Here is a 16,710-nt window from a genome sequence, read left to right as displayed (position 1 = left end):
GGACGGAATAGAATTGAGTATCTTTGTGCGAACGTTTTATAAGCACAGAACCTTATTGCAGTATATGTAAGGTATCTGAAAATTCAAATAAGCAAAACAGACTGCAGGGCGTGTTCGGAATTTACATACATATACCTTTTTGTAAGAAAGCCTGTCACTATTGTGACTTCCATTTTTCCACGTCTCTTAAGTATCTTGATGAGATGGTAGATGCCATTTGTCTTGAAATTGCGCTGAAAGCAAACCGCGTACAAGGTCAGGCAGGAAGCATTTATTTTGGTGGCGGCACGCCATCAATCCTGCCGCCAGCGGCACTTGGAAAACTTTTCGGAACGATCGAACAGCACTTCTCCGTCGCTGCCGAAGCTGAAATTACACTTGAAGCAAATCCTGATGACCTGGATGCTGCGACGATCAAAATGTTGCGTACACTGCCCGTTAACCGGTTCAGCATAGGCGTGCAATCATTTTTTGACGAGGACTTGCGCTGGATGAACCGCGCCCACCACGCGGCAGAGGCAACTGACAGCATAAAGCGCAGTCAGGATGCAGGCTTCGAAAACCTCAGCATCGACCTGATTTATGGCTATCCGCTGTTAAGCGATGAGAAGTGGCAGCGAAATCTTAAAACTGCAATCGATCTGCAGGTTCCCCATCTTTCTTCCTATTCACTCACTGTAGAACCACGTACGGCTCTGTGGGCTGCAATTGAAAAAAGAAAGGAGCCTGCGCCAACAGACACACAAAGCGCAAGGCAATTTGCTGCGCTCATGACCACACTCGGGCAGGCAGGCTTTGAACATTATGAGATTTCGAACTTTGCCAGGCCCGGCGCATACGCCGTTCACAACACAAATTACTGGCGGGGTATCCCCTACCTGGGTATCGGCCCGTCTGCTCATGGCTTCGACGGTTATATCCGCTACATGAATGTGGCGAACAACGCTTTGTATATGCGCGACCTGGTCGGCGGAAAATTGCCGGAACAGCAGGAGATGCTGACGCAGAACGATCGCTACAACGAGTACGTAATGACAAGTCTGCGCACCATGTGGGGGCTGGACCTCGATAAGGTTGATACTGATTTTGGCTACCTGTACAAAAGTCATCTTGAACGTGCATTAAAAGACTTTGCAGGTAAGGGTTGGCTTATTGAGGATAATCGCCGATTAAAGCTGACTACCGATGGCAAGATGTTCGCAGATCATATCGCATCTGAATTATTCAAAGTTGACGAAGATTAAAAGATGAAAGACAAAATTATCTGGATAACCGGTGCATCATCAGGGATCGGAGAAGCCCTGGCTTATGCCTATGCAGAAGCTGGCGCGAGACTTATTCTATCCGCCAGAAACCGCGATGAGCTTTTCAGGGTAAAACAGCAATGCCGCACACAGGCGCATGTACACGTCCTGCCGCTTGATCTTGAAGATACTGATGCCCTTGCCTCCAAGGCAGCAAATGCTTTGAATATCTATGGCCGGATTGACGTGCTGATCAATTCGGGTGGTATCAGTCAGCGTGGACTGGCGCTGCAAACAGGTAATGAAACCGAGCAGCGTATCATGAATGTAAACTTCTGGGGTACGGTAGCCTTGAGCAAAGCCGTCCTGCCTGCCATGATTAGCGCCGGATCAGGTCAGCTCGTGTGCATCAGCAGTATAGCCGGGAAACTCGCTACAAAAAACCGCTCGGCATACGCCGCATCGAAACATGCTCTTCATGGGTATTTCGATGCACTCCGGTCAGAGGTTTTCAAAGATAACATCAGGGTTACTATAATCTGCCCCGGCTATATCAAAACCAATATCTCGCTTAATGCGCTGACTGCCAGCGGAGAAGTGCAGGGAACCATGGATGAGAATCAGGCAAATGGTATGTCGGCTTCAGCCTGTGCCGCCGAAATCATAAAGGCTATCGCTGCGGGTAAAGAGGAAGTTTACATTGGCGGCAGGGAAACGATTGCCGTTTGGTTAAAAAGGCTCTTTCCCGGCTATCTTTCAAAAAAACTGAGAAACAGAGAAAATTAATGGGCTGAATAACAATTTATCATAAATAAGAATTGATTTTTTTTCATTTTCAAAATCCGCAGAAGTACCTGGCTCCGTAAATCTGGTCAGTTAAAAAACAAATTAAGCAATGAAAAGCGCTTAAGCTTAAAGCTTACCCTGATCAGTAACCTTAACGCTGCTTCCTGCTCCTCAAAACAGATCATGAAAATGAAAAAATTCTTTATGTCTGCAATAGCTATCGTAGCGATCGCGTTTGCAACCAATGTTCAGGCACAAAAAACCAAAATGGTAGGCGGGGCCGCCATGTATCCAACAAAAGATATTGTAGAGAATGCTGTAAACTCGAAAGACCATACAACGCTGGTTGCAGCTGTTAAGGCAGCCGGACTGGTAGATGTGCTGAAAGGTGCCGGTCCCTTTACAGTTTTTGCTCCGACAAATGCCGCTTTTGACAAACTTCCGGCCGGAACCGTAACCAGCCTGCTTAAGCCTGAAATGAAAGATATGCTGACCAAAGTTCTGACCTACCATGTTGTGGCCGGAAAAATGGGAAGCAAGGAGATCGCGAAAGCTATCAAAGCCGGCGGCGGAAAAGCGGAACTGACTACAGTTCAGGGCGGAAAACTCTGGGCATGGATGGAAGGTAAAAACCTGATGATCAAAGACGAAAAAGGCGGAACCGCTACTGTAAGCATTGCTGATGTGTTTCAGAAAAATGGCGTAATCCACGTCATTGACACGGTCCTGATGCCAAACTAGCCACATTTTACACATCATATATTGAACAGAAAGCAGTATCCAGCCGGGTGCTGCTTTCGTTTTTCCGGTTAAGGGAAGTACTGATACAAACTGACTTTAAGAGTATAATTGTCAGTTGTTTTTCAGAATTTTGACAGCGGTGCTGACCACGCCCTATTTTAGATTAATTTTGCAGTAAGTTTATATAAATTTAATGCGATGAAATTCGATTTATCTCCAATCGACATTGTTGACAGTATTTCCAGATCTGAGTTTGAGCAGAGATACCTCAATCCCAGAAAGCCACTTATCATCAAAAAAATGGCTAAAAACTGGCCGGCTTATGAAAAGTGGACAATGGACTACATGAAAGAGGTGGTCGGCGACACCACGGTTCCGCTGTACGACAGCTCAAAGGCTGACCCTTCAAAGCCAATCAATGCATCGGCTGCGGAGATGAAATTTGGCGACTATATTGACCTGATAAAAGAAACCCCGACTGATCTGCGTATTTTCCTGTTTGACCCGATCAAATTTGCACCTGACCTGCTGAAAGATTACCGCGCACCGAAGGAACTGATGGGCGGTTTTCTTGACAGTTATCCGAATATGTTTTTCGGGGGCCGGGGTTCAGTTACTTTCCTTCACTACGACATTGATCTGGCTCATATCTTCCATACCCATTTTAACGGCAGAAAACACATTATTCTGTTCGATTACAAGTGGAAAGAGCGGCTTTATCAGATTCCCTTTGCTACCTATGCGCTCGAAGATTACGATGTAGAGCGGCCTGACTTTGAAAAATTCCCGGCCCTGCAGGGTGTGCAGGGCCTGGAAGGCTTTTTAGAACATGGCGATACGTTGTTTATGCCTACCGGATACTGGCACTGGATGAAGTACCTGGACGGATCTTTCTCGATCAGCCTTCGTGCCTGGGACAAGAGCTGGGCAGTCAAAGCAAAAAGCCTTTACAACCTGACCATTCAGCGTAAATTTGATGATTTTATGAAAGGTAATTTCCGCGAGAAATACATGAGCTGGAAAGAACAGCTGGCCATAAAAAGAGCAAATAAAGCGCTTGAAAGACACTTACCCCGGTAAAAAAACGTTCTAATATCAGCAGCCGGCCATTCCGCCGGCTTTTTATTTATATATGCATCAGAATATCAGCAAAATACAGGAACAAATTGCGCCACTAAGGCAAAGCATAAATGACCACCTGTTATACAGGTCGGTATCAGGAGTCGAAGACCTGCGCATTTTTATGCAGTTCCATGTTTACGCAGTTTGGGATTTTATGTCACTCCTGAAGGCACTGCAGATCCGGCTAACGGGGGTTTCAATACCCTGGTTTCCTGTAGGCGATCCGCAAACCCGCCAGCTCATCAACCAGATTGTTGCCGGAGAAGAAGCCGATATCAATGAGCTTGGCGAGATAAAGAGCCACTTTGAGATGTATCTCGATGCTATGGAACAATGTGGTGCGGATACTGCTCCCGTGCTTGATTTTCTGCGCAGACTGCAGCAGGGCGAATCGCTTGCAGAAGCATGCCTGGCTGCAGGCGTTCCGGCGGCGGCGCGGCGGTTTATGGAATTTACCTTTCAGCTCACCGCACAGCCAAAAATCCATGAAACTGCTGCGGCATTTACTTTTGGCAGGGAAGACCTGATTCCCGGCATGTTTATCGCCATGGTGCGCGATCTGAACAGTGCTGGCAACGGCTCCATCTCCAAATTGCACTATTACCTGCAGCGCCATATTGAAGTTGATGGCGATGAACACAGTCACCTGGCTCTTTCAATGACCGAAAAACTTTGCCATGGGGATGCCCGTAATTGGGAAGAAGCAACCGCAGCAGCAGCACGCGCACTTGAAATGCGTAAACTGCTCTGGGATGCTGCACTCGAAGAAATTAAAGGCCGACAGGCGAAACCCACACAATCTTTATAAATAGACCGGTTATCCCGCGTAAATACCCATCTTTGTCTGAAGAGAACAAATATTTAGAAATTTCGCTGGATCATATCCTTCTCTTCAAAACTCCATGGGTTTCAAACTAGCTGCCGTTGATGTGGTCGAACAGATCAGCGCAGACGATTTCAGAAGAAAGTATCTTCTGCCGCGCAAACCACTTGTTATTAAGGGGCTTACCAAAACATGGGCTGCACGCGATAAGTGGAATACCGACTTTTTGAAAGATCTGGCGGGCGAGCTGACCGTTCCCCTTTACGACAACTCAAAAGCAGACCCCGCAAAGCCAATCAACCAATCGGCTTCGGAAATGAAATTCAGAGACTACCTCGATCTGATCCGGCGGGAGCCGACCGAGCTTCGTATCTTCTTTTTCAACCTGTTTAAACACCGGCCGGAACTGTTGAAAGACATCAAGCTGCCGCGTTCACTTATGGGTGGTTTTCTGGAAAGCATGCCTGCTATGTTCTTTGGCGGCTCTGAATCTGTTACGTTTTTGCATTACGATATCGATCTGCCGCATCTGTTTCATACGCATTTTTGCGGTCGCAAACATGTTATCCTGTTTGACAACAAATGGAAGGAGCGGCTTTACAAACTCCCGAATACCACCTATGCACTGGAAGATTTCGATGTTGCCAAGCCAGATACCAGCAAATTCCCCGCGCTGGAAGGCGTAGAAGGTTATGAAGTGGTGCTCGAACATGGAGACACATTATTCATGCCTACAGGCATGTGGCACTGGATGAAATATCTCGATGGCTCGTTCTCGCTTACCTTACGGGCATGGGATGCTTCCTGGAAACGGAAAGCCGAAAGCGTATTAAGCCTGGCATTAAAAGGCGGACTGGACAGTGTGCTGAAAATGGCTTTTAAAGGCCGCTATGGAGCCTGGCGTGAGAAGATCGCAATAAAACGTGCTGAAAAGGCCTTAAAAGCAGGCCGGCCCCGCTAAACCGCATCGACCTATTCGTAATTACAACAATCCGGTCAGGAGCTGTGATCTGAAATGATCTTCCAGCCCCGGGGTGTCTTGCGCATGAGTAAAGTAAAAAACCCCTGCGGTTCATCGCTGGCACGCTTAAGATGCCAGCCGCCAAGCACAAAGGCGATGTCTCGCGCCAGGAATTCGACCTTTCTGATATCAAATGTCAGCGTTCCCATAGCAGCTTTATCCGGATATCCCTTGCGGTAATTATCAAGCGTTTGCTGCCAGCCATACGTTGGGCCGCTTTTTCCGACAAACAGCAGGCTGTCACTCTTCTGATAAGTTTGCATAAATGTTTCCAGATCTCCCGCGTTCCACGATTTTCTCTGCGTCTCAAGAAGCGTGAGTATCTCGCGCCGGTCTGCAGAAGTCTGTGCCGACGATACCAGGCTGCAAAAACAGCCGCAAAGCGCGAGGAAAAATTTAAGTACCATTCTATTTGTCATGGGCTTAAGGTAATCAATTTTTACATGGCCGGAAAGTCTTGCATAGCCGGAATCAACCCAGTACTTTTATGTTATGCAAAAACGGGTCGTATCTATTGGCGAGATTCTATGGGATCTGCTCCCCTCTGGCAGGAAGCCGGGCGGGTCGAGTATGAATGTGGCACTTAACCTGCACAAGCAGGGAATAGACAGCCGGTTTATCAGCGCGGTAGGCAGGGACACAGATGGCCGCGAACTTAGCGACTTCCTTGCTTCACAGTCGTTCCCTGCCAACCTGATTCAGCAAAACCACTTGCCTACCAGCACTGTCGAAGTGGAACTGGATGCTGCCGGTCATGCCAGTTATACCATTGTTGAGCCAGTAGCCTGGGATGCCATCGAAGCCGTTCCCGAAGCACTTAGCGCGGTCAGCGAAGCTGATGCGCTGGTCTATTGTTCGCTTACCTGCAGGAATGAAAAGACCCGCCATACTGTTCAGGAACTGCTCGGCAGGGCATCATTTAAAGTGTTTGATATCAACCTGCGCGCGCCGCATTACCAGCCATATACGCTTAAAAATTTACTGGCCGCGGCCGACCTGCTTAAGATCAATGAACATGAGATTGCGTATCTGCGCACGGCCTTCTCACTGAAAGGCAGTGAGGACGTTGCGCTGCTTGAAGAAATTGCCCGTTTATTTGATATTTCTATCATTTGCCTTACACTCGGCGATAAAGGTGCCTGGGTGTGGACGGCAGAAAAGTTATACACCCATCAGGGCTACCGCGTTGAGGTTGCAGATACAGTCGGCGCCGGCGATGCCTTTCTTGCTACATTTGTTGCCAGTTATCTGCAGGGTTATCCCCTTGAAGCAACACTTGACCGGGCTTGTAAGGTTGGTGCATTTGTAGCATCGCGCGCAGGCGCAAACCCTGATTACTCGAGCGCTGTTTTTGAATAGCCGTTAGTTGGCAGTTTCTTTTTCGCAACTGCCACGCGGAGATTATACCCGGTAATCTCCGCATTTTATGCGGAGATTACCCTGCCTATTCGCCGCACAAGATGCGGAGAATAAAATTACAGATGGGCGGTTTTTTAATTAAACCGTAGAAATGCGCTTTAATTTGCGGAGAATAACAGCTATATTCACCGCAAGATATGCGGAGAATACCAATATATATTCATCAGCTTCCAGATTGGCCGGCATTTAAATGGGATGAAAGGACAGTATATAAAGCCTTGGCCTCGACGCGATTCAAACAGGGAAAAATACTGGGTAAAATGCATAAGCTCGGATTTAATCTGATAGCCGAAGCCAGCCTGCAGACTCTTACTCAGGATGTAGTGAAATCAAGCGAAATTGAGGGAGAAATTCTGAATGCGTCACAAGTGCGTTCTTCGATTGCGCGGAGGCTTGGACTGGACATTGGCGGACTTGTTCCCTCTGACCGGCATGTAGACGGTGTGGTAGAGATGATGTTAGACGCAACACGCGGATATACGGAACCTTTGTCGGCCGAGCGTTTATATGGATGGCATTCCTGCTTATTTCCCTCTGCACGCAGCGGGATGCATAAAATAGTTGTAGGAGCCTGGCGGGATAACACCAAAGATGACCCTATGCAAGTTGTTTCAGGCGCAATGGGCAAGGAGCGTGTCCATTATCAGGCACCTGATTCTGAGTTGCTGGACGCGGAAATGGCTGCCTTCATTGACTGGTTCAACACTTCAGATGAACCGGATCCGGTTATCAAGGCGGGCATTGCGCATTTATGGTTTGTCACCATTCACCCTTTCGATGACGGCAATGGCCGGATCGCGAGGGCACTGACAGACCTCCTGCTTGCACGTGCCGACGAAAGTGCCGATCGCTTTTACAGCATGTCTGCCCAGATCAGACTGGAAAGAAACAGGTATTACGATATGCTTGAAGAGAAACAAAAGGGCTCTTTAGATATTACAAACTGGCTGATCTGGTTCCTGGAATGTCTTGAACGGGCAATTGCGGCAACAGAGGAATTGCTCGGGTCGGTTATAAGAAAAGCAAAATTGTTCGAATCAGCCGCTGCACTGGGTATCAATGAAAGGCAAAGACTTATGCTGAACCGGCTCACCGGACATTTTGAAGGGAAACTAACATCATCCAAATGGGCCAAAATAACAAAATGCTCGCAGGATACTGCTGGCAGGGATATTCAGGACCTGATAAACCGGGGCATTCTGATCAGGGAAGATGCAGGCGGGCGAAGTACAAGTTATGCGCTTATACAGTAAAATCTTTAGCCCGATAAAATGGCCTGTAATCTGACTGCAGGCAAAAATGACACCCGGCTTAAAATACTGCGGCACTAAACTTTTAACTTAGTTATTCCTTTAAAAGATATGCGCGGTTTCAGATTTACAGACTTCCTGCCCGGAGAGCTTCCGAAGGGCGGCTTTGACGAGCTGCTCAAACTATTCAGCGAACTGCTGAACTATACGGCGGGCGATGCCGGCGAGGCGCTGGCCTGGCTTAATGAGCTGGATAAACAATATAACCTTACCAACAATGATTATGGTATGGGCGATTTTATCCAGGATCTTAAAGACAAGGGTTATTTGCAGGAAAATCCGGCCGATGGCGAACTCAGTATAACTGCAAAAACCGAGCAGACCATTCGTAAATCTGCGCTTGAGGAAATTTTCGGCAAATTGAAAAAAGCCGGAAAAGGGAATCATAACAGCAACATTTCAGGGATAGGTGAAGAAAAAAATGCCGACCGCCGGGAGTTTAACTTCGGCGACAGCCTTGATCAGATTGACATGACTGCATCGATTCATAACGCGCAGATAAATCACGGTATTGGCAATTTCACGCTGACAGAACGCGATCTGGAAGTTGAAGAGAAGGACTACAAAACGCTTACATCTACTGTGCTGATGATCGATATTTCGCACAGTATGATCCTTTACGGTGAAGACCGGATCACGCCAGCAAAAAAAGTTGCGATGGCCCTGGCTGAGCTCATCAAAACCAGGTATCCTAAAGATACCTTAGACATTGTGGTTTTTGGTAATGATGCTTGGCCGATAAGTATAAAAGATCTGCCATACCTGCAGGTGGGACCTTATCATACCAACACGTTTGCGGGTCTCGAGCTTGCAGCTGATCTGCTTCGCCGCCGTAAAACGCACAACAAACAGATCTTTATGATCACAGATGGTAAACCAACCTGTCTGAAAGAAAACGGGCGTTATTACAAAAACAGCATGGGCCTTGACCGTAAGGTGATCAATAAAACACTAAACATGGCCGCGCAGTGCAAAAGGTTGAACATTCCCATAACAACCTTTATGATCGCTAAAGACCCTTATCTGCAGCAGTTCGTGAGGCAGTTTACGCAGATAAATGGTGGCAGGGCATTCTATAGCTCGCTCAATGGTTTAGGCGAGTATATATTTGAGGACTATATCAAAAATCGCAGACGAACGGTGCGTTAACCGTTCACAACAGAAGCACACACATGGATATCAACATAAAAACACTTGGTGAATTAAAAAAATCTGGTTACAAAAGCCGGTCGGTAAAAGAAGAGCTCCGGGCTAACCTGATCACATTGCTCCGCAGCAATAAGGAAGGATTTCAGGGCATTCTCGGTTATGATGAAACGGTAATTCCGGAGCTTCAGACCGCATTGCTTTCCCGGCATAATGTTTTGTTACTGGGCTTACGCGGACAGGCAAAAACGCGGATTGCGCGGTTAATGATCAACCTGCTTGATGAATATGTTCCCTATATTGCAGGCAGTGAGATTTTTGAGGATCCCCTGCAGCCGATATCCTGGTACGGACGTGCAGAGATCGATGCGCATGGCGACAACACACCAATTGCCTGGCTGCACCGCTCTGAGCGGTATACGGAAAAGCTTGCCACACCTGATGTTACCGTTGCAGATCTTGTTGGCGATGTTGACCCAATCAAGGCGGCAAGTCTCAGGCTTACCTATAACGATGAAAGGGTAATTCATTACGGTCTGATCCCGCGGGCGCACAGGGGTATCTTTGTAATTAATGAGCTTCCTGACTTACAGGCGCGCATTCAGGTGGCGCTGTTTAATATGCTGCAGGAAAAAGACATCCAGATCAGGGGATTTAAATTGCGGCTACCGTTAGATATCCAGTTTGTGTTCACCGCCAATCCGGAAGATTACACCAACCGTGGCTCCATCGTTACACCCCTCAAAGACCGTATTGAAAGCCAGATCCTGACCCACTATCCGAGGAGCATCGAGATCTCACGGAAAATTACATTCCAGGAGGCAAAACTGACCGAAGAGCAGAAAGCGATTGAAGTAGACGGACTCTTGAAAGACCTGGTAGAGCAGGTTGCGTTTGAAGCCAGAAAGAGCGAATATATTGATCAAAAATCGGGCGTGTCTGCACGACTTACTATATCAGCTTATGAAAACCTGGTCAGCACGGCAGAACGGCGCATGATCATTAATGGCGAGAAAAACACATTCGTCAGGCTGTCTGATCTGTCGGGAATCACACCGGCTATTACGGGTAAAATTGAACTTGTTTACGAAGGAGAACTGGAAGGCCCGGTTCACGTAGCAAACACGCTCATTGGTAAAGCAATCAAAACACTGTTTACGCGGTATTTCCCGGACCCGGAAAAAGCGAAAAAAAGCAAGCGGGCTAACCCATATGCGGAAATAACCGATTGGTTCGCAGACGATCACAGCGTTGATCTGACAGATCAGCTTCCATATAGCAGCTATAAAAAATTGCTCATGGAGGTGCCTGGTTTGTATGACCTTGCCAGGAAATTCCATCCAAAGCTGACTGAAAACCAGACGCTGCTCTTAATGGAGTTTGTGCTGCATGGACTCGCCGAGTTTTCGCAGCTCAGCAAAAACAGCATGGCAGGCGGAACCGCTTTCTCTGATATGTTCGGAAGTTTGTTCAATGCCGAGTTTGGTGAAGACGATCACGACGAAAACGACTTACATTAACTGACGGCCTGTCAGCAGGATTGCCATGGCATTCTCTTTGACAGGCTACCATAAAAATTCCGGAATTAATGGGAAGAACTTCCTTACTGATCATCGCCTCTATCTTTATACTGGCGTTTGATGTTTATTGCTATAAAGCTTTATTGTCCGTTTTTCATAAGTGGAAGCCCCGAACTAAGCGGATCTTTGGCATGCTCTATTGGGGATATAGCATTGTGCTTATCCTGGGAGTTTTTTGCAGCATCTATCTGAACCTGTATTTAACTATCCGCTCGATCATCCTGGTTGCGTTTTTCCTGACAGTAGTCTGCAAGGTAATTATGTTGCCTTTCCTGCTTGTAGACGATATCCGCCGCGGCGGGATAAAACTCTGGCGGTACGCCCGGAAAAATAAAACTCTTTCAACAGCTAACGAAGCACCTGTACATTCAGGCGAGCCTATCAGCCGGTCTGCGTTTCTGGTAAAAACAGGTCTCGTAGCAGCGGCCATTCCGCTTAGCTCGCTAAGCTGGGGCATCATATCGGGTGCTTATGACTACCGGGTGAGACGGCAGCAATTGGTATTACCTAACCTGCCGAGGGCTTTCGATGGCATCACGATGGCACAGATATCTGACGTTCATTCGGGCAGCTTTTATAACCGCAAGGCCGTAAATGGCGGGATTGATCTGCTTCTTGCCGAAAAACCTGATTTTGTGTTTTTTACCGGTGACCTTGTGAATAACGTAGCTACAGAAATGCGCGACTACCAGGACATCTTTGCCAGGGTAAAAGCACCGCTGGGCGTCTATTCGTCTTTAGGGAACCATGATTACGGCGATTATTACTTTGGCCGGACAGCTTCGCCCGCACGTACCAAAAATCTGAACGACCTCAAGATGGTTCATAAGATTATGGGTTATGATCTGCTGATGAATGAACACCGCCGGTTAAAAGTTGACGGCGAAGAGATCGGGATTTTAGGTATTGAAAACTGGGGCATGGGCCGTTTTCCAAAATATGGACGGATGGATCTTGCGGTGAAAGACACTGATGACCTGCCGGTAAAACTTTTGCTCTCCCACGATCCCTCGCACTGGCGTGGTGAGGTTCTGGAGAAGTATCCGCAAATTGACGCTATGTTTAGTGGCCATACACACGGTATGCAGTTTGGTGTACGCCTGGACCAGTTTCAATGGAGTCCGGTGCAGTATATCTATAAAGAATGGGCAGGCCTTTACAGGGAGAAACATCAGCAACTATACGTGAATGTAGGTTACGGTTTTCTCGGCTATCCCGGACGTGTAGGTATGTTACCGGAAATTACGATTTTCGAACTTAAAAGAGCTTAAATAAAAAAGAAATATTTTTTCTTTTTGGGAAATTTGGATCAAAGTTGGTAACTTTACGAAAGTTACCAACTTTAAAGGCTGAAGTCCGTTTTTTCGCGTTTGACATAAACACAAGATTCAATTAGTTTTCCGTAATAGGTCCGGTGATTCGTCCGGCGGTAGCCGTTCTTCTCAAACAGCTCAATTATATCCGGCATCCCTTTTACCTTTACGATGTTTAGTTGCCGGAAAAATGCATACATCGCGCTCATTAACAAACGCTTCCATAATTGGTCAGACGATTTTAACGCGCAAAAGTCCGTGTAGACCCATAATCCATTTCCCCTCAGCAGGCGGTGCAGGTTTGTGAAAAGTGCTTCTGCTCCCGTCTGGTCAAAATGATCAAATATAAACGGCGTAAACACAACGTCAAAAAGGTCGTCTGTGTTATAATCGAATGCCGATCCCGTGACAAATTCGATCATATGTTTGCCCGGTTCGCGTTTTTTTGAAAGGCCGACCATTCGTGATGATTGTTCCAGGTAAACGATATGCAGCCGACGGGTTATCTTACCGAGTTCATCCAATATCCAGCCGGTGCCTCCACCAACAATTAAAATCCGTTCGCCCGCCGCAAGGTAATCGAGCTGATCTGTCTGTGCCCGCACCTGGGCACGCCCAAATATCAGGCGGCTCATCTGGTCGTAAATCCCTGAAATCCGATCGTAACCTGACTCCGTTTTCATACTCCTAAAAACTGCATACCTAAAATTCCGCAAATTGCTTTGAAGAGTATTAATCCGTCAATCACCATCAGGTAGTACAAAATGGGCTGGCGTTTATGCATTGAATAAGCTACCATGATCGTGGCAAGAAAAGGAAGTACATTAAAACCGATCTGCAGGGCGCTGAACTCCCTGTACCAGGCAAATACAAAAAGCGCGGCAAGTCCGACTAGCAACAGTGGGATCAGGATATAGAAAATCGTGCGCCGTAATCCAAAACTCACGACAAAAGTACGCAGGTGCCGGTTTGCATCGCTTGGGTAATCTTTGATATCAAAGAGAATAGCATTTACCGTACAAAACATCCAGTTCTTTATAAATAACCAGATCCAGAGCGGAAGGTCTTCTTCTGCCACTCCCTTTTCCACTTTTAGTACGATGAGAAGCAGAACATTTACACAGCACGCCCATACAAAGCCGATTACGAAGGCCTTTAGCCAGCCCGTGTTTCGAAGATTCAAGCGAAAAACGGAACGTGGAAGCAATCCATAATACAGTCCGGCGGCTATCAGCAACACAAAGACGCTCAACCAATAATCGGCCGGCAAGGCCAGGATAGCACTGAAATTTTGCTGAATTAACCAAACGAGCAGACTAATACAGACAAATGTGAGAACGGCCTGGCTGCGGCGCACAAACCGCCGGTGCTTCTCGTACCAGCGTGTGCGGGAATTGGCAAATTTAACCCGGGCGGTGCTGCCAGCATAAGCATATGTATAATAAACAACAGGCGCAAGAAACAACAGCAGATAGTAGGCTGCAGAACAAAAAGGTAGCTGCAGCTGCATGCCGGCCTCGAGGGTAAGTGCTACAGCAAGCAGACCTACAAAGTAATTCCCAAAAAAAATAAAGCGGATGAGCGACCCGGTCATAGGCTCCTGTTTCAACTGCAATAATCCCCATTTTTACCGGTTGCTGCAAGAAACGTACCCCCCATCGCCTCTTCAGTCAATTAATCCGTATCTTTAACGTTCAAATGTGTGATGCAGTGAAACCAGTGTTACGCAAAAATGTATGCCATTGTTCGTAAAACTTTGCAGCAAACACATCTGACAAGATTTAAATAAAAAACACTTCTATCCTATGAAAAAATATGCTTTTGCGCTGATCCTGCTATGTTTTTTTGGTTCATGTCTCGAAAAAGCCGACCTGGCAAGCCTGAATGGCACAAAATGGGAATTGACAGAGCTTCCCGGAAAAACGCTGCCAACCTCGGGAAAAGGCACACTTAACATTGATGGCGACAAGGTAGGTGGCAAGGCCTTTTGCAATGGCTTCGGCGGAAACGTTGTTGTAACCGGAAATAAAGTACGCATAGAAAAAATAATATCTACAAAAATGTTCTGTGAGGAACTCAGCACCTTCGAAAACGCGTACATCCGGGCGCTCGAAGCTACCAATACGGTAAAAAAAGATGGCGAAAAACTTGTTCTGCTAAACGGAGATCAGACACTCCTCGTTTTCTCAAAAGCAGAATAAAGACAGCGGGGGGACGGAGATGCGGGTGAGGTTGTTTCTGCTGTTTTTTGTTTTGTTTTTCCGGCTGGGTGGTGCGCAGGCTCAGCAGCCTGTTGTGCTTACTGATCAGCTTCAGGAACATATCTTTTCCTTCGGGCAAATCGAGCAGTATGAAGACCCGGGCGGTAAGCTGTCGTTTGAGCAGATCAGCACACCGGCATGGTCGGCTAAATTCAGTGCCAGCAAGAAAAGCACGCCGCAAACCCTGCACCTTCAAAGTGCCTATTGGTTCCGCATCCGAATTGATCAGAAAGAGGTAACCAAAAACCCATACCTGCTCGAATTTTTTGACCAGACTATAGATGATATTGAGGTTTGGGCACCAAAAAATGGTGGCGGCTACACGCATATACAGCTGGGCGATAAACACGATTTTGCGAGCCGCAGCATCAGGCACAAAAATTTTGAGGTTAGACTGGACAATACCCAGGCGGGTGTTCACACCTGGTATTTCAGGGTAAGATCTGCCCAGATTGCTGATGTCATCGTTGTTCTTCGTTCGGTAGATTATTTTATAGGATATGCACTCAACGAATACTTCTATTTCGGCATCTTCTATGGTATGATCGTGGTGTTCAGCTTTTATAACCTGATCATGTTTATCGCCATCAGGCAAAAGCAGTATCTCTATTACGTTCTTTATAACCTGAGCGTGGGCTTATACGAAATGAGCACCGATGGCATTGCTTACCATTACCTCTGGCCGTCCTGGCCCGAATGGAACCAGATTGCTTATGCGTTCGCCTTGTATGCAGTAGGTGTATTTGCGTTGCTGTTTACCCGGCAGTTGCTGTATGTAAAGGCAAAGGCGCCGCTGCTGAACAAACTTATTCTTGTTATTATTGGCCTGCGCACAGCATTTCTGTTGTATGCCTACTTTTTTGACCGGGCATTACTGAATTATAAATTTATAGAAGCAATTCCACTGGCAACCGCGTTTTTTACCGGTGTGTATATTTACCGGCGCGGCTATCAGCCTGCCCGCTTTTTTGTGCTCGGTTACAGCTTTCTCTTCCTGGGCTTCCTGCTCAAATTTTTAATCATGCTGGGCTTTTCATCGCTCAACTTCGGCGTTGTCAGTTACTATAGCCTTAGCTTTTGTTTTGTGCTCGAAATGATTTTTCTTTCACTTGCCATCGGCGACAAAGTGCGTCTGCTAAAGAAAAAGAAAGATAAAACCCAGCAGAAGATGTTCAGGCAAATGACAATCAATGCCCGGCTCAAAGACACGCTGAATACCGAGCTTGAAAAAAAGGTTGAGGAACGGACACGCGAGGTGTATCACAAGTCGCTCATCATTGAAAAGAAGAATGAAGAGCTGGAAAGGGCTAACCTCCTGCTGCAGCAACAGGCCGAGGAAATATCGCGCATGAATGTATTGCTCGAACAGGATAACTTTGAACTGCAGCACAGTGTTGAAAAGGTGACACGCGACAGGGTCATGTCTGCCGATGTTGACTTCGAAGAATTCAGCCGCATCTATCCCGACAAAGACAGCTGCTATGATTTTCTGGCGCGGCTGAAATGGCAACATGGTTATGCCTGCAAAAAATGTGGTAATGACCACTATTATCCCGGCCACATCAGCCTGAGTCGCCGGTGCTCAAAATGTGGCTATGAAGAATCAGTAACCAGTTATACGATTTTTCATAACACACGTATCCCGATCAATAAAGCTTTTTATATGATCTATCTGGTGTATTCAACCAAGGGCAAGATCTCTTCACACAAACTTTCTGAACTTCTCACGATCCGCCAAAGCACCTGCTGGACCTTCGGTACGCGGATCAAAAAGGTAATGGATGAACGGCGGCGGGAGTTGAAGAAAGCAGGACGAAATGACTGGAGCCAGCTGGTGCTTGAATAACCTGCCAATTTTCTCTGCAACAGATTTTTCCTCACAACTTTCCGTCATTTTTCGCTTACGGTACCATAACGTATCGGCAGGGCGGATGGTTACATGCA

The 16,710-nt window shown here is 46.9% G+C and carries 16 protein-coding genes; 13 read left to right on the top strand and 3 right to left on the bottom strand.

All coding sequences use genetic code 11. The features are described 5' to 3' along the window. The first annotated feature begins 110 nt into the window (after positions 1-110). The 6 genes from hemW (at position 111) to EJV45_RS12050 (ending at position 5,677) form a co-directional block, all read left to right on the top strand. On the top strand, positions 111-1,244 hold the full coding sequence (hemW, locus tag EJV45_RS12075; RefSeq protein WP_129715945.1) for a radical SAM family heme chaperone HemW: 1,134 nt from the start codon (positions 111-113) through the stop codon (positions 1,242-1,244). Positions 1,245-1,247: 3 nt separating this feature from the next. After that, the gene (locus tag EJV45_RS12070) at positions 1,248-2,030 is read left to right on the top strand and encodes an SDR family oxidoreductase (RefSeq protein ID WP_129715944.1); all 783 of its coding nucleotides are present in this window, start codon (positions 1,248-1,250) and stop codon (positions 2,028-2,030) included. A 189-nt stretch (positions 2,031-2,219) separates the two neighbouring features. After that, positions 2,220-2,771, top strand: a complete 552-nt coding sequence (locus EJV45_RS12065) for a fasciclin domain-containing protein (RefSeq protein ID WP_205942377.1) — start codon at positions 2,220-2,222, stop codon at positions 2,769-2,771. 198 nt (positions 2,772-2,969) lie between these two features. After that, positions 2,970-3,851 carry a cupin-like domain-containing protein gene (locus EJV45_RS12060; protein WP_129715942.1) on the top strand — a complete coding sequence of 294 codons (882 nt, stop codon included), beginning with the start codon at positions 2,970-2,972 and terminating at the stop codon, positions 3,849-3,851. 52 nt (positions 3,852-3,903) lie between these two features. Then, complete coding sequence (locus tag EJV45_RS12055) at positions 3,904-4,701, top strand: DUF3050 domain-containing protein (protein WP_129715941.1); 798 nt, start codon at positions 3,904-3,906, stop codon at positions 4,699-4,701. A gap of 94 nt (positions 4,702-4,795) precedes the next feature. Then, positions 4,796-5,677 (top strand): cupin-like domain-containing protein, encoded by an 882-nt coding sequence (locus EJV45_RS12050; protein WP_129715940.1) that lies wholly within the window; start codon positions 4,796-4,798, stop codon positions 5,675-5,677. A 35-nt stretch (positions 5,678-5,712) separates the two neighbouring features. Here EJV45_RS12050 and EJV45_RS12045 read toward each other — a convergent pair whose 3' ends face one another. Next, a complete protein-coding gene (locus EJV45_RS12045; protein ID WP_240755272.1) occupies positions 5,713-6,156 on the bottom strand; it encodes a DUF4440 domain-containing protein in 444 nt (147 codons plus the stop codon). 73 nt (positions 6,157-6,229) lie between these two features. On the opposite strand from EJV45_RS12045, the gene EJV45_RS12040 reads away from it, so the two are divergent. The 5 genes from EJV45_RS12040 (at position 6,230) to EJV45_RS12020 (ending at position 12,463) form a co-directional block, all read left to right on the top strand. Further along, a complete protein-coding gene (locus tag EJV45_RS12040) occupies positions 6,230-7,096 on the top strand; it encodes a carbohydrate kinase (protein WP_129715939.1) in 867 nt (288 codons plus the stop codon). Positions 7,097-7,293: 197 nt separating this feature from the next. Beyond that, on the top strand, positions 7,294-8,409 hold the full coding sequence (locus EJV45_RS12035) for a Fic family protein (protein ID WP_205942376.1): 1,116 nt from the start codon (positions 7,294-7,296) through the stop codon (positions 8,407-8,409). A gap of 108 nt (positions 8,410-8,517) precedes the next feature. Further along, positions 8,518-9,615, top strand: coding sequence for a VWA domain-containing protein (locus tag EJV45_RS12030; protein WP_129715938.1), 1,098 nt, complete (start codon positions 8,518-8,520; stop codon positions 9,613-9,615). Positions 9,616-9,638: 23 nt separating this feature from the next. Continuing rightward, positions 9,639-11,132 (top strand): sigma 54-interacting transcriptional regulator, encoded by a 1,494-nt coding sequence (locus EJV45_RS12025; RefSeq protein WP_129715937.1) that lies wholly within the window; start codon positions 9,639-9,641, stop codon positions 11,130-11,132. A gap of 68 nt (positions 11,133-11,200) precedes the next feature. After that, complete coding sequence (locus tag EJV45_RS12020) at positions 11,201-12,463, top strand: metallophosphoesterase (protein ID WP_129715936.1); 1,263 nt, start codon at positions 11,201-11,203, stop codon at positions 12,461-12,463. Positions 12,464-12,534: 71 nt separating this feature from the next. Here the strand turns inward: EJV45_RS12020 and EJV45_RS12015 are convergent, their stop codons facing one another. Together EJV45_RS12015 and EJV45_RS12010 are read right to left on the bottom strand one after the other, a co-directional pair. Next, the gene (locus EJV45_RS12015; protein WP_129715935.1) at positions 12,535-13,188 is read right to left on the bottom strand and encodes a class I SAM-dependent methyltransferase; all 654 of its coding nucleotides are present in this window, start codon (positions 13,186-13,188) and stop codon (positions 12,535-12,537) included. Further along, positions 13,185-14,099, bottom strand: a complete 915-nt coding sequence (locus tag EJV45_RS12010; RefSeq protein ID WP_129715934.1) for a hypothetical protein — start codon at positions 14,097-14,099, stop codon at positions 13,185-13,187. Before EJV45_RS12010 ends, EJV45_RS12015 begins: the two co-directional genes overlap by 4 nt. A gap of 211 nt (positions 14,100-14,310) precedes the next feature. On the opposite strand from EJV45_RS12010, the gene EJV45_RS12005 reads away from it, so the two are divergent. Both EJV45_RS12005 and EJV45_RS12000 read left to right on the top strand, forming a co-directional pair. After that, complete coding sequence (locus EJV45_RS12005; RefSeq protein WP_129715933.1) at positions 14,311-14,706, top strand: META domain-containing protein; 396 nt, start codon at positions 14,311-14,313, stop codon at positions 14,704-14,706. A 19-nt stretch (positions 14,707-14,725) separates the two neighbouring features. Continuing rightward, entirely contained in the window at positions 14,726-16,612 is a 1,887-nt protein-coding gene (locus EJV45_RS12000) for a 7TM diverse intracellular signaling domain-containing protein (RefSeq protein WP_129715932.1), read from the top strand. Positions 16,613-16,710: the final 98 nt, after the last annotated feature.

Origin of the sequence: Pedobacter sp. SYP-B3415, assembly GCF_004138205.1 — a bacterium.
In the GTDB taxonomy this organism is placed as follows: Bacteria; Bacteroidota; Bacteroidia; order Sphingobacteriales; family Sphingobacteriaceae; genus Pedobacter.
The sequence above is the reverse complement of the archived record's forward strand: the minus strand, read 5'-3'. Positions and strand labels throughout refer to the sequence as shown.

What these genes read in the sequence shown, in the direction of transcription:
- EJV45_RS12070 (WP_129715944.1), top strand. Translation starts at nt 1,248, where the DNA reads ATGAAAGACAAAATTATCTGGATAACCGGTGCATCATCAGGGATCGGA.
- EJV45_RS12065 (WP_205942377.1), top strand. Translation starts at nt 2,220, where the DNA reads ATGAAAAAATTCTTTATGTCTGCAATAGCTATCGTAGCGATCGCGTTT.
- EJV45_RS12060 (WP_129715942.1), top strand. Translation starts at nt 2,970, where the DNA reads ATGAAATTCGATTTATCTCCAATCGACATTGTTGACAGTATTTCCAGA.
- EJV45_RS12055 (WP_129715941.1), top strand. Translation starts at nt 3,904, where the DNA reads ATGCATCAGAATATCAGCAAAATACAGGAACAAATTGCGCCACTAAGG.
- EJV45_RS12050 (WP_129715940.1), top strand. Translation starts at nt 4,796, where the DNA reads ATGGGTTTCAAACTAGCTGCCGTTGATGTGGTCGAACAGATCAGCGCA.
- EJV45_RS12045 (WP_240755272.1), bottom strand. Translation starts at nt 6,156, where the DNA reads ATGACAAATAGAATGGTACTTAAATTTTTCCTCGCGCTTTGCGGCTGT.
- EJV45_RS12040 (WP_129715939.1), top strand. Translation starts at nt 6,230, where the DNA reads ATGCAAAAACGGGTCGTATCTATTGGCGAGATTCTATGGGATCTGCTC.
- EJV45_RS12035 (WP_205942376.1), top strand. Translation starts at nt 7,294, where the DNA reads ATGCGGAGAATACCAATATATATTCATCAGCTTCCAGATTGGCCGGCA.
- EJV45_RS12030 (WP_129715938.1), top strand. Translation starts at nt 8,518, where the DNA reads ATGCGCGGTTTCAGATTTACAGACTTCCTGCCCGGAGAGCTTCCGAAG.
- EJV45_RS12025 (WP_129715937.1), top strand. Translation starts at nt 9,639, where the DNA reads ATGGATATCAACATAAAAACACTTGGTGAATTAAAAAAATCTGGTTAC.
- EJV45_RS12020 (WP_129715936.1), top strand. Translation starts at nt 11,201, where the DNA reads ATGGGAAGAACTTCCTTACTGATCATCGCCTCTATCTTTATACTGGCG.
- EJV45_RS12015 (WP_129715935.1), bottom strand. Translation starts at nt 13,188, where the DNA reads ATGAAAACGGAGTCAGGTTACGATCGGATTTCAGGGATTTACGACCAG.
- EJV45_RS12010 (WP_129715934.1), bottom strand. Translation starts at nt 14,099, where the DNA reads ATGACCGGGTCGCTCATCCGCTTTATTTTTTTTGGGAATTACTTTGTA.
- EJV45_RS12005 (WP_129715933.1), top strand. Translation starts at nt 14,311, where the DNA reads ATGAAAAAATATGCTTTTGCGCTGATCCTGCTATGTTTTTTTGGTTCA.
- EJV45_RS12000 (WP_129715932.1), top strand. Translation starts at nt 14,726, where the DNA reads ATGCGGGTGAGGTTGTTTCTGCTGTTTTTTGTTTTGTTTTTCCGGCTG.